The 11,556-nt window shown below is 68.3% G+C and carries 11 protein-coding genes; all 11 read right to left on the minus strand.

What is annotated here, in order from left to right; genetic code table 11:
• Nucleotides 1-18 precede the first annotated feature (18 nt).
• The 11 genes from pcaD to POS15_RS09135 all read right to left on the minus strand — a co-directional run bounded on the left by pcaD (nucleotide 19) and on the right by POS15_RS09135 (nucleotide 11,364).
• A complete protein-coding gene (gene pcaD, locus POS15_RS09085) occupies nucleotides 19-795 on the minus strand; it encodes a 3-oxoadipate enol-lactonase (protein ID WP_019183119.1) in 777 nt (258 codons plus the stop codon).
• A gap of 24 nt (nucleotides 796-819) precedes the next feature.
• Nucleotides 820-2,163, minus strand: a complete 1,344-nt coding sequence (locus POS15_RS09090) for a 3-carboxy-cis,cis-muconate cycloisomerase (RefSeq protein ID WP_284129536.1) — start codon at nucleotides 2,161-2,163, stop codon at nucleotides 820-822.
• Nucleotides 2,164-2,231: 68 nt separating this feature from the next.
• Nucleotides 2,232-2,795, minus strand: a complete 564-nt coding sequence (pcaG, locus tag POS15_RS09095) for a protocatechuate 3,4-dioxygenase subunit alpha (protein WP_284129537.1) — start codon at nucleotides 2,793-2,795, stop codon at nucleotides 2,232-2,234.
• 4 nt (nucleotides 2,796-2,799) lie between these two features.
• On the minus strand, nucleotides 2,800-3,510 hold the full coding sequence (gene pcaH / locus POS15_RS09100) for a protocatechuate 3,4-dioxygenase subunit beta (RefSeq protein ID WP_019183122.1): 711 nt from the start codon (nucleotides 3,508-3,510) through the stop codon (nucleotides 2,800-2,802).
• Nucleotides 3,511-3,616: 106 nt separating this feature from the next.
• Complete coding sequence (pcaF, locus tag POS15_RS09105) at nucleotides 3,617-4,825, minus strand: 3-oxoadipyl-CoA thiolase (protein WP_026069771.1); 1,209 nt, start codon at nucleotides 4,823-4,825, stop codon at nucleotides 3,617-3,619.
• Between the two features lie 7 nt (nucleotides 4,826-4,832).
• Entirely contained in the window at nucleotides 4,833-5,480 is a 648-nt protein-coding gene (locus POS15_RS09110; RefSeq protein ID WP_019183124.1) for a 3-oxoacid CoA-transferase subunit B, read from the minus strand.
• The gene (locus POS15_RS09115) at nucleotides 5,477-6,166 is read right to left on the minus strand and encodes a 3-oxoacid CoA-transferase subunit A (protein ID WP_046274344.1); all 690 of its coding nucleotides are present in this window, start codon (nucleotides 6,164-6,166) and stop codon (nucleotides 5,477-5,479) included. Before POS15_RS09115 ends, POS15_RS09110 begins: the two co-directional genes overlap by 4 nt.
• A gap of 149 nt (nucleotides 6,167-6,315) precedes the next feature.
• Nucleotides 6,316-7,635 (minus strand): MFS transporter, encoded by a 1,320-nt coding sequence (locus POS15_RS09120; RefSeq protein ID WP_284129538.1) that lies wholly within the window; start codon nucleotides 7,633-7,635, stop codon nucleotides 6,316-6,318.
• A gap of 49 nt (nucleotides 7,636-7,684) precedes the next feature.
• A complete protein-coding gene (gene aroD, locus POS15_RS09125) occupies nucleotides 7,685-8,536 on the minus strand; it encodes a type I 3-dehydroquinate dehydratase (protein WP_284129539.1) in 852 nt (283 codons plus the stop codon).
• Complete coding sequence (locus tag POS15_RS09130; protein WP_046274342.1) at nucleotides 8,536-9,831, minus strand: carbohydrate porin; 1,296 nt, start codon at nucleotides 9,829-9,831, stop codon at nucleotides 8,536-8,538. The genes aroD and POS15_RS09130 overlap by 1 nt, the downstream gene beginning before the upstream one ends.
• Nucleotides 9,832-9,852: 21 nt before the next feature.
• Nucleotides 9,853-11,364, minus strand: a complete 1,512-nt coding sequence (locus POS15_RS09135) for a right-handed parallel beta-helix repeat-containing protein (RefSeq protein WP_026069772.1) — start codon at nucleotides 11,362-11,364, stop codon at nucleotides 9,853-9,855.
• Nucleotides 11,365-11,556 lie beyond the last annotated feature (192 nt).

Consider the following 11,556-nt stretch of genomic DNA (forward strand, 5'->3'; position numbering starts at 1 on the left):
CCGACCATCGGTGGCCGGTCAACGAAGATGGGCGGCGAGCGCTGCGGTGAACGCCTCGGCGGATTCGATGTTGCAGATGTGGCGCCCGGGCACAGTGATGGCGTGACCATCGGCCACACCCTGCGCGATGGCGTCCAGATCCGCCGGCGGGCACACCGGATCATCGTCGCCGGCGATCGCCAGTGTCGGCACCCGGATGCGCCCCAGCTGATCGCGGAAGTCGGCCGTGGCCACGGCATGGCAGCAGCCGATGTAACCGCCCACGTCCGTGGCAACGAAGCGCTGCAGGATGTCCTCCACCACGGCCGGCTCCGCCTGCGCGAAGGCCGGGGTGAACCAGCGCTTGGCCGTTCCCTCGCGCAGCGGCAGCAGGCCGTCGCGTCGTACCTGCTCAATGCGTGTGTTCCAGCTTTCCAGCGTGCCAATCTTCGCGGCCGTGGCGGCCACGGTCAGCGTGTGCAGGCGCTCACCGGCATGCACACCCAGCCATTGCCCGGTCAGCCCGCCGATGGAAAGCCCGCAGAAATGGCTGCGCTCGACACCCAGGTGGTCCCACAGCGCCACCACGTCCGCGCCCAGCCCGGCGACGCTGTACAGGCCCGGGGCGGCGCTGGACTGGCCATGCCCGCGGCGGTCATAGCGCAGGATACGGAACCGTGCCGACAGCGCATCGACTTGCCGGTCCCACATGTGCAGGTCGGTGCCCAGCGAGTTGCAGAACGTCAGCCACGGCGCATCGACCGCTCCATCGATGCGGTAATGCAGGCGGTGCGATTCCAGCTCAAGAAACGGCATGCAACACTCCAGAAAATGATTGGATCAACGCTGCGCCAGTACGCGGTCGATCCAGGTATCGGCCATCCCGCGCCAGCTGTCGGGTGTGAACAAAGCGTCCAGTTGCGTGGGCGACAACTGCGCGGTGACCTCGGGGATCTGCGCGAGCACGTCACGCAGGTGCTGGTGCTGCGCAAGCGCCTGGCGCGCGGCGTGTTCCACCAGCGCGTGTGCGGCGGACTTTCCCATTCCTTCGGCCAGCGTCACCGCCACCGCCTCGGCATAGAGCAGGCCGCCGTGGCTGTCCAGGTGCTGCTGCATGCGCGCGCGGTCAAGCTGCAGGCCCTGCACCACTCCCGTTACCTGGGCCAGGCTGCCAGCGCACAGGCGCACGATCTCGGGCACGGTTTCCCACTCGGCATGCCACTGCCCAGCGGCGCGCTCGTGCGGCTGCGGCATCGCCACGAACAGCGTGGACAGCAGACCCGGCACCCGGCTGGCCGCCGCGATCGCCGCCACGCAGCCGACCGGGTTGCGCTTGTGGGGCATCGCTGAGGAACCGCCCTTGCCCTCGCCGGCCGGCTCGAACGCCTCGGCCACTTCGGACTGCATCAGCAGCACGATATCGGTGGCGATCTTGCCCAGCGTGCCGGTCAACAAGGCGAACGCGCTGCCGAACTCGGCCACGCGATCGCGTGCGGTGTGCCAGGGCAAGGAAGGCACCGGCAACCCAAGCTCCTCGCCCAGCGCCTGGGCCACGTCCAGGCCGCGCGTCTGCAGCGATGCCAACGTGCCCGCGGCACCGCCGAACTGCAGCACCAGCGTATCGGCATGCAGGGCCTGCAGGCGACGCCGGCTGCGCTGCAGTGCATCGAGCCAGCCGGCGGCCTTCAAGCCGAAGGTCACCGGCACCGCCTGCTGCAGCAGCGTGCGGCCGGGCAAACCGGTACCGCGTTCGGCATCGGCCAATCCCGCCACGGCATCGCAGAGCAGCTGCAGGCGGTCCTGCACCCAGCCCAGTGCGGCGCGCAACTGCAGCACCGCGCCGGTGTCGATGATGTCCTGGCTGGTCGCGCCCCAATGCACCCACCGCGCTGCCTCGGCGCTGTCGCGTGCCACCTGCGCGGTCAACGCCTTGACCAGCGGAATGGCGGGATTGCCGGCCAGCGCCGTTGCATGGCCCAGCGCTGACACGTCATACAGCGCGGCCTGGCACGAAGCTTCGATCGGCCCCAACGCCCCGGCGGGGATCACCGCACAGCGCACCTGCGCCCGTGCGAGCGCGGCTTCAACATCGAGCATCGCCTGCAGCCGCGCAGTGTCGGTGAACACCGCATCGACCTCCGGCGCACTGAACAGGCCACCGAGCAGGGAGTAGGAATCGCTCATCACGCGCCATCCATTCACAGTAGGAACCAGCTTACCCGCGCGCGGTCGGCGCGACGTGCAGGGCGGGCTCAGTAATCAAAGAAGACCGTTTCCAGCTCACCCTGCATGCGCACGTCCCAGTGGTACAGGCCATTGCCCTGGGCCTGTGCGATGAGGGTGGCGCGGCGCTCGGCCGGCACCAGGGCCAGGATCGGATCCTCGGCATTGCCGGGGGCGTCGCTGAAATACAGGCGCGCACTGGCCGCCCGCAGCAGGCCGCGCATGAACACCAGCACCATCAGGTGCGGCGCCTGCGCCTGGCCGTTTGGCCCTGCGACGCTGCCCGGGCGCACCGTGGTGAAGGCAAAGCGCCCCTGCTCATCGGTCGGCACTCGGCCCCAGCCGTCGAACGCCGGATCGTGATCGGCATGCTGCGGGTCTTCCGGGTGCGCATAGATGCCCTGCGCATCGGCCTGCCAGATTTCCAGCACGGCATCGGACACGGGAACGCCCAAGCCATCGAACACCTGCCCCTGGACCTGCACGCGCTCACCCTGCGCCTGTGCCGGTGCGATATCGGTGCGGTACAGCGGTTCCAGGCCCAGGCGGTAGTACGGGCCCACTGTTTGCCACGGAGTGGATTGGAAACTCATCTGCTTACTCCCACACGGTCATTTTGCGGCCGCGCAGGACGATATCGAAACGATAGCCCAGCGCGAATTCGTTCTCGGTGTTTTCCCAATCGAACGAGGACACCATGCGCGCGCGGGCCTTGTCATCGTCCACGCAGTTGTAGATCGGATCGAACGCCAGCAGCGGATCGCCGGGGAAGTACATCTGGGTGACCAGACGCTGCCCGATGCCCTCGCCATGCAGCGAGAAATGGATGTGCGCCGGCCGCCACGCGTTGAAGTGGTTGCGCCACGGGTACGCCCCCGGCTTGATGGTGGTGAAGCGGTAGCGGCCGTGATCATCGGTGAGCACCTGGCCGGTACCGGTGAAGTTGGGGTCCAGCGGTGCGTCGTGCTGGTCGCCCTTGTGCAGGTAGCGGCCGGCGGCGTTGCACTGCCACACCTCGACCACGCGGTTGCGGACCGGGCGCCCGTTCTCATCCAGCACCCGGCCACTGACCACGATGCGCTCGCCCAGCGGCTGGCCCTTGAAGCCGGCGGTCAGGTCGGCCGCGTGCTTGCCCAGGGTGATGCGGTCCAGGGCGGGCCCGGTCACTTCGGACAACGTGGCCGGAATCCGGATCGGATCGCGGCCCGGGCCGCGCAGGCGCGTGGAGGCATACGGCAGATGGATGCGGTCCGGCTGGGTGCCGGGATACGGCCTGCGGTAACCGCGCAGGTCAGTGGGATCGCTCATGGCGTACTCCAGTTGGCGGGCGGCCGGAAGACCGCGGCTGTGGTGCTACGGCACGCTGCCACGCCGAGGCGACAGCGGCCGTGAAGCGGAAAAGTGGAAAAGGGATTCAGACGCGCTCGATCGCCAGCGCCACGCCCTGGCCGACACCGATGCACATGGTGGCCAGGCCGCGTCGGCCACCGCTGGCCTCCAGCTGGCGCAGCAGTGTGAGTGCCAGCCGCGCGCCGCTCATGCCCAGCGGATGACCGAGCGCGATGGCGCCGCCGTTGGCATTGACGTGCGCGGCATCGTCGGCGAGCCCAAGCTCGCGCAGGCAGGCCAGCCCCTGCGAGGCGAAGGCCTCATTGAGCTCGATCGCGTCGAAATCGCCGATGCCCAGGCCCAACCGGGCCAGCAGGCGCCGCGTGGCCGGCACCGGACCCATGCCCATGATCGCCGGCTCCACGCCGGCGCTGGCAAACCCGAGGATGCGCGCGCGCGGCGTCAGCCCCAGCGCCTGTACCTGCGCACCGGAGGCCAGCAGCAGCGCGGCCGCACCATCGTTGATGCCCGAGGCATTGCCGGCCGTGACGGTGCCCGGCTGGCGGAACAGCGGCTTGAGCCTGGCCAGCGCCTCGATCGTGGTATCGGCACGCGGGTGTTCGTCGTGCGCGACGCGCACGCTTTCGCCGCGCTTGCGGCCCGGCGCATCAACCGCGACGATCTCGCCCTCGAAGAATCCGCGCTGCTGGGCCGCAGCGGTGCGCTGCTGGCTGCGCAGCGCAAAGGCATCCTGGTCCTCGCGCGAGATCGCGTAGCGCTCGGCGACATTTTCCGCGGTCTGGCCCATGGTTTCCACGCCGTGCAGCTCGCGCAGGCGCGGGTTGATGAAGCGCCAGCCCATGGTGGTGTCTTCCAGGGTCTGGTCACGCGCGAACGCGGCCCCCGGCTTGCCCATCACCAGCGGCGCACGCGACATCGATTCGACCCCGCCGGCGATGGCCAACCCGAGTTCGCCAGCGGCGATGCCGCGGGCCACCGTGCCGATCGCATCCAGGCCCGAGCCGCACAACCGGTTGACGGTGCTGCCCGGCACGCTGACCGGCAGACCGGCCAACAGCAGGCTCATCCGTGCCACGTTGCGGTTGTCCTCGCCGGCCTGGTTGGCACAGCCCAGGTACACCTCGTCGATCAGCGCCGGATCCAGCTGCGGGTGACGTGCCAGCAGCGCCTTGATCGGAAGCGCGCCCAGGTCGTCGGCACGGATGCCGGACAGCGCACCGGCATAACGGCCGATCGGGGTGCGGATACCATCGACGATATAGGTTTCGTGCAGGCTCATGTCAGGCTCCTTCACGCATCTGTAGTGGCAGGCCGGTCAGCTCGCACAGCTGCGCCAGCGTCACCCCGTCGACCATCTCCAGCACGGTCGCGCCGTCCTTGCCCAGGTCGAACACGGCGACATCGGTATAGACCCGCGAGACGCAGCGCAGCCCGGTCAGCGGGTAACTGCATTCGGCCACCAGCTTGCTCTGCCCCTGCTTGGTGAGCAGGTCCATCATCACGAAGACCTGCTTGGCGCCAATCGCCAGATCCATCGCACCACCTACTGCCGGAATCGCATCGGCCGCACCGGTGCTCCAGTTGGCCAGGTCGCCCTGCGCCGAGACCTGGAACGCGCCGAGCACGCAGATATCCAGGTGGCCGCCGCGCATCATCGCGAACGAATCGGCATGGTGGAAATAGCAACCACCGGTGAGCAGGGTGACCGGCTGCTTGCCGGCGTTGATCAGGTCCGGGTCCTCATCACCGGTGGCCGGTGCCGGGCCCATGCCCAGCAGCCCGTTCTCCGACTGCAGGAAGATCTCCTTGTCGGCCGGCAGGAAGTTGGCCACCGTGGTCGGCAGCCCGATGCCCAGATTCACGTAGGCACCTTCGGGGATGTCCCGCGCGACGCGGGCGGCCATCTGTTCGCGGCTGAGGCGGTTCATGCGCGCGCTCCTGCACCGGTGGACGCGGGAAGTTCGACCACCCGCTGCACGAAGATCCCCGGGGTCACCACCGCCTCGGGATCGAGTTCACCCAGCGGCACCACCGATTCCACCTGGACGATCGCACAGCGCGCGGCCATCGCCATCAGCGGGCCGAAATTGCGCGCGGTCTTGCGGTAGACCAGGTTGCCCCAGCGGTCGCCATGGTGCGCTTTGATCAACGCGAAGTCGGCATGCAGCGGATACTCGAGCACGTAATGGCGGCCGTCGATTTCGCGGGTTTCCTTGCCTTGTGCAAGCTCGGTGCCGTAACCGGTGGGAGTGAAGATCGCGCCCAGCCCCGAGCCGGCCGCATGGATGCGCGCGGCCAGGTTGCCCTGCGGCACCAGCTCCAGCTCGATCTCGCCGGCGCGGTAGGCCGCATCGAAATGCTGCGAATCGGACTGGCGTGGGAACGAACAGATGATGCGACGCACGCGCTTGTGCTGGATCAGTGCGGCCAGCCCGGTGTCGCCGTTGCCGGCGTTGTTGTTGATGATGGTCAGCCCGCGCGCGCCCTGCGCGATCAGGGCATCGATCAGCGCGTCGGGCATGCCGGCGGTACCGAAGCCGCCGATCATCACCGTTGCGCCGTCGTGGATATCGGCCACCGCTGCGTCAGCGCTGGCCACGGTCTTGTCGATCACTGCATTGCTCCTTGCCACGCGCTGCGCTGCGCGGCCACCTGCGGGAAAACTCTGGAGGTGACCATGGTGCGCAGCGCACTGCGCACGGTCAATCCGATATTCGGCCACCTGATTCGATAATCGCACAACATCGTCATGCGCCGCGGCGCTCAGGTACGCGTCTGGCCAACGCCGACGCGCAGGCCCAGGCAGGCCCACGCAGCCAGTGCCAGCGGCAGCGCGCACAGCACGTACAGCGCCGCCGGCGACCACCCTGCATCGACGAGCAGGCCAACACTCAGCGGCGAGAGAATCGCGCCGACACGACCGATGCCGATCGCCCAGCCAAGGCCGGTGGTGCGCACGTCCGCCGCGAACACCACCGGCGCGGCCGCATACAGCCCGGCCATCGCACCGAACAGCGCTGCGCCGATGACGAACGCGATCGGGAAGGCGATCTCCAGGCGGGTGTTGAAGGCGGCGAACAGCAGCATCGCCAGCATGGCCAGCACCAGGCTGGCGGCGGTCAGCCGCGACAGTGCCCAGCGCGAGGCGAGCCAGCCGAACAGGCTGCCACCCACGATGCCCCCGAGATTGAGCAGCACGCCGCCGGTGATGCCCTGCTGCGCCGAGACGCCGGCCGAGACCAGCAGTTTCGGGGTCCAGCTCAGGACAAAGTAGAACGCGAACATGTGCAGGAAGAAGGCCAGCGCGATCAGTACCGCCGCCCGGCGCAGGTCGCCCACGAACAGTGCGGCATAGCCTTTGCGTCCATCGGCACGCACCGGTGCCGGCGGCAGTGCCTGCAGCGCCGGCATGCGCATGCGCACCAGCAACGCATTGAGTCGCGGCAAGGCATCTTTCGGCCGCCGCGCGACCAGGAAGTCCAGCGATTCGGGCAGGCAGGCCAGCACCAGCGGAATGCACAGCAGCGACGCACCGGCGCCGATCAGGAACACGCTGTGCCAGCTGAAATGCTCGAGCATCCACGCCGCCAGCAGGCCGCCGAGGGTGGCCCCGATGGGATACCCGGTCGCCTGCATCGCCACCGCCGTGCTGCGCCATTTGGCGTTGGCATACTCGGCGGTGATCACCCCTACCCCGGCCAGCATGCCGCCGATGCCGATGCCGGTGAACACACGCAGTGCCGCAAGCTGCCAGGCATTGGCGGCCAGCGCCGATGCGGCCATGCCCACGGTCAGGATGACCAGGCACAGCATGATCATCGGCCGGCGGCCCCAGCGGTCAGCCAGCGGCGCGAGCAGGAACGAGCCCAGTGCCATCCCGACCAGGCCCGCACTGAGCATGATGCCCAGCACCTTGCCCGACAGCCCCCAGTCGGCCGATACGTGCGGCGCGGTGAAGGCCATCACCATCACATCGAAGCCATCGAGCATGTTCAACAGCACGCAGATCGCGATGGCGGTCCACTGGAAGGGGCTCATCCGCTCGAGCACGAGCGGGGAAGCGGAGGCGGCGGCATGGCTCATACAAGGATCCTGCGACAACGTGATGCGGAGGGTGTCCGGCGGGGAGGTCTCAACGACCGGCCTGGCTGGAGGCATGGATGACCTGGAGCACCGACTGCAGCTGGTCGACCTCAACCTGGCCCGGGGCCGAAGGCGTGCCGATCATGCCGAAGGTCAGTGCCTGGCCGAAGGTCTCACCGGCCAGCCGCGAGACCACGCCGGTCCCGCCCATGGACATGGTCAGCAGCGGCTTGCTGCTGCGCTGGCGGACCTGCCAGGTAGCATCCAGCAGGGTCAGCACATCGCCCGCGTCGTGCGGCATCACCGCGATCTTGAGCACGTCCGCACCCATCGCATCCTGCCGCAGCAGCCGCGCGATGATTTCCTCGCGGGCAGGCGTGGCGTGGAAGTCGTGGCTGGACATCACCACCTTCACCCCGGCCTTGTGTGCCTGCTCGACCAGGGCCGCGACCCGGGCCGGCTCGCGGAACATCTCCACGTCGATCAACTGGGCGAACTGGCCACGCAGCAGCGTGGTGTACAGCGCGGCATAGTCTGCATCGCTGATCGGCTTGCCTCCGCCTTCGGCCTGGGTGCGGAAGGTGACGATCATCGGCTTGCCGTCCAGCGTGCGCGCGATGCGCTTGCCGAGCGCGACCAGCGCCTTGCCGTCGGTGGCGATGTCCAGGTAATCGATGCGCCATTCGGCCAGGTCGGTGGCCGGGCTGGCCGCGATCGCCGCCGCCTGCTGCAGCGCCAGTTCGGCGGTGGCGCCGGTGATCGGCACGATGGTGCGCGGCGCGCCTTCACCGATGCGCAGCGCACCGACCTGCAACGGCGTCACCGCCGGTGGGGCGGCCTGCGCAACGGTTGCCACGCCGCCCAGCACGGCGGCCAACAGATAGGGAGTGAGTACGCGCATCAGAAGGTGACCTTGGTCTGTACACCCAACGCCCAGGCGTTGTCGGTGCGGGTATAGGCGAACGTGCCGGGATTGACGATGTACTGCACGTCCGGGCGGATCATCAGCCAGGGCGTGACCTGGATGCTGTAGGACAGCTCGAACAGTTCTTCTGCCTGGCTGAGCTGGTAAAGCGGCGAATCGCCCGGCACGCCCATGCCGACGAGATCGGCGCGGCGCGCATCGACCAGGCGGCGGTTGATGTCCGCACCGACATAGCCCAGCGCGATGCTGTCCTGCGCACGCGAGCCGATGCCCTGGTACACACCGCCCAGCGCGTACCAGCGCCGGATCTGCGCGGTATCGGTGTCGGACACCATGTACTGCGCGAACGCGGTCAGCCCGCGCTGCGGATCCCCTGCTTCGCGGGTCAGGCGCTGCTCGGCCAGCATGTAGGCACCGTGGCGCCCCGTGGTCGGCGAGGTATCCAGGCCACGCTGGTTGACCCGTGAGGTGTCGTAGTAGCCCCCGAACTTGTACACGCCCGGATGGGCGCCGCCCTTGTCCGGCGTCCAGGTCACCTCCACCGGGAACAGCGAGCCGGTGGTACCCGAGACGAACGGACGGAAGGCATTGCGTTCGATGTTGCCGCCCAGATTGGGGTTGACCTGGAACCACCCGGTGCGCACGTTCAGCGCCGGGCTGACCTGCTGGGCCACTTCACCCCCCCAGCGCGCCGTGGGGTAGTTGTACCAGCCGCTGTTGCCGGACATCGCCAGCGGATGCGCACAGAACGCCGCATTGACGAAGTGGGTCAGCAGGCTGTGCAGGCCGAACTGGTTGCCCATCGCGTAGTAGCCCAGCTTGAAATACGACTGGCCGGCGTTGAAGGTCTGGTCGTAGCTGGCTTCGGTGAGGCGGGTGTACTGGCCACCGTAGGCCTCCTGGATCGGGAAGCGGTTGCCGACCAGATCGGCCGAGGTGCTGTTGCCGCGACGGTCGTTGAGGGTGACGTGGAACGCACCGCCGCTCCAGCCGGCCAGTGTGCCCATGTCCAGATCCACGCCCACGCGCACCTGCTGGGCATAGCGCGCGCCGGTTCGGCCATAACCGCCGTCGACCACGCCCATCGCCTCGCCGACATAGTCGCCGCGGAAGCGGATGCCACGTTCGTCCAGCGCGGTGCGGGTGCCACCCCAATCGCCGGTGAGGGTGGCGCCGTCGTAGCGGTTGACGGACTGTGCGGCGGCCAGCGCCGGGCACAGCAGCGCAGTGGCGACCAGCGTGGACAGAGAGGTTCGGATCAGAGCAGCCATGGGTGTGTCTCGAAGAGGGAGTCAGCGCAGCGACAGCGGCGCGCTGAGGGGCGAGGTCGCGCCCAGCGCGGAAGTCGCGGTGGCGGTCACGGTGGCGATGTCGGCCGTCTCGCCGGTGGTCGGCAGCGCCAGCGTGAAGCGGCCCTGCCCCTGCGCATCGGTGAGCGCCTCGACCGTGCCGAGCAGGCGTTCGGCTTCGCGACCGTCGGCGGCACGGTTGCCGAACACTTCCACCTGATAGCGCTGCCCGGCCACGCCGTGAAGCACACCTTGAACCGTGCGCGCGGCACCACTGCCCTGCACCGCCTGCAACGTCGGCGCGGCCTGGCCGAGATTGGGCGCCGGTTGGCACTCGGCCTGGCCCGGCGCGGTGCAGATGCGCGCGCGCTTGGCCGGATCATTCTCCACTCCCCGCCCGCGCGAACCGATGAAGCTGGCGTGCTCCAGCCCCGGCACACCGAACACGATCGCGCCACGCGGCTGGCCCGTGGCGCAGGCACCACCGGCTTCACAGCGCTCGATCTTCAGCCCGTTGCCGAATATCCGGTTGGCGCTGAACCGGTTCGGTGCGCTGACCGGCTGGGGTCGCACGGCAATGCCGATCCCGTTGCCGGTGATCGTGTTGCCGTCGACCACGTTTTCGCTGCCGGTGATGCTCAGCCCGATCGAGTTGCCGCTGAAGGTGTTGGCCGCGATGTAGTTGCGGTTGCCCCAGTTGATCTGCAGGCCATCGGAGTAATCGACGAAGCGGTTGCGTACCACTGTGTTGTCGTTGCCCCACAGGATCTCGATGCCCTGCGACGGTTCGGGATTGGCCGCCGTAGACTGGAACAGGTTGTCGGCCACCAGGTTCCAGGCGGCACCACGGGTCAGCTCCAGCCCATCGCCGTTGTCCACGAACTGATTGCGTACGATCCGGTTGTGCACCGTGGTGGTGGCCGTGGACTGCCCCTTGCCATCGTCGCCGGTGAGCATGATCCCGGCACCGCCCTTGTTGGCGACGATGCGGTTGTCATGGATCTCGTTGTGGCTGCTGCGGTTGATCAACACGCCGATGCAGAAGTTCCGGACTTCCAGCCCGGTCAGTTCCACGCCGCGGGTATCGCGCAGGACCAGCCCCGGCAACGTAGTGGTACGCACGTTGGTGCCGGACTGGCCAGGTTCGGCTCCCGTGCAGGCATCGGTGCCGGTACCGGTGACGTAGGCCGAGCCGTCGATGGCGACGTACTGGCCATCGCGTGCCCACGACGTACCGACGATCTGCACCGGCCCGACGATCTCCGGCAGCGGCGTGGCCGGACGGATCACGTAGGGGGCGTTGCCCACCGCGGCAATCTCGATCCGGTAGCGCCCCGGCGCCTGGTTGGCGGTACTGATCGCCCAGCGCAGCGAGCCCGGGTTGGCATCATCGGCATAGCGCTCCACCCGCAGCACCTCCAGTGACGTGCGCGCAGGCTCGGCCTGGAAGGCCTGCGCCAGCGATGGCAGCACGGCAAGCAGGGACAGGGAAACAGCAGACAGACGGCAACGCATGCGCATACTCCGCACAGGGAAAGGGACTCCGGCGGTCTTCCCCTGCACCTGGCTTCAGTACCGGTCCGGTACTGCCCTCGCCCGCCAGAGGTGGATCGCTTGGAACGGGATTGAAAGTAGGTTTATCGCACCGCACCATTCAAGTGCGTTTATCGACTATGCGTGCGATTATCGAACATCGCCCGTACGACC

The sequence above is a fragment of the Stenotrophomonas sp. BIO128-Bstrain genome, from assembly GCF_030128875.1.
Lineage (GTDB): Bacteria > Pseudomonadota > Gammaproteobacteria > Xanthomonadales > Xanthomonadaceae > Stenotrophomonas > Stenotrophomonas bentonitica_A.

What these genes read in the sequence shown, in the direction of transcription:
- pcaD (WP_019183119.1), bottom strand. Translation starts at nt 795, where the DNA reads ATGCCGTTTCTTGAGCTGGAATCGCACCGCCTGCATTACCGCATCGAT.
- POS15_RS09090 (WP_284129536.1), bottom strand. Translation starts at nt 2,163, where the DNA reads ATGAGCGATTCCTACTCCCTGCTCGGTGGCCTGTTCAGTGCGCCGGAG.
- pcaG (WP_284129537.1), bottom strand. Translation starts at nt 2,795, where the DNA reads ATGAGTTTCCAATCCACTCCGTGGCAAACAGTGGGCCCGTACTACCGC.
- pcaH (WP_019183122.1), bottom strand. Translation starts at nt 3,510, where the DNA reads ATGAGCGATCCCACTGACCTGCGCGGTTACCGCAGGCCGTATCCCGGC.
- POS15_RS09110 (WP_019183124.1), bottom strand. Translation starts at nt 5,480, where the DNA reads ATGAACCGCCTCAGCCGCGAACAGATGGCCGCCCGCGTCGCGCGGGAC.
- POS15_RS09120 (WP_284129538.1), bottom strand. Translation starts at nt 7,635, where the DNA reads ATGAGCCATGCCGCCGCCTCCGCTTCCCCGCTCGTGCTCGAGCGGATG.
- aroD (WP_284129539.1), bottom strand. Translation starts at nt 8,536, where the DNA reads ATGCGCGTACTCACTCCCTATCTGTTGGCCGCCGTGCTGGGCGGCGTG.
- POS15_RS09130 (WP_046274342.1), bottom strand. Translation starts at nt 9,831, where the DNA reads ATGGCTGCTCTGATCCGAACCTCTCTGTCCACGCTGGTCGCCACTGCG.
- POS15_RS09135 (WP_026069772.1), bottom strand. Translation starts at nt 11,364, where the DNA reads ATGCGTTGCCGTCTGTCTGCTGTTTCCCTGTCCCTGCTTGCCGTGCTG.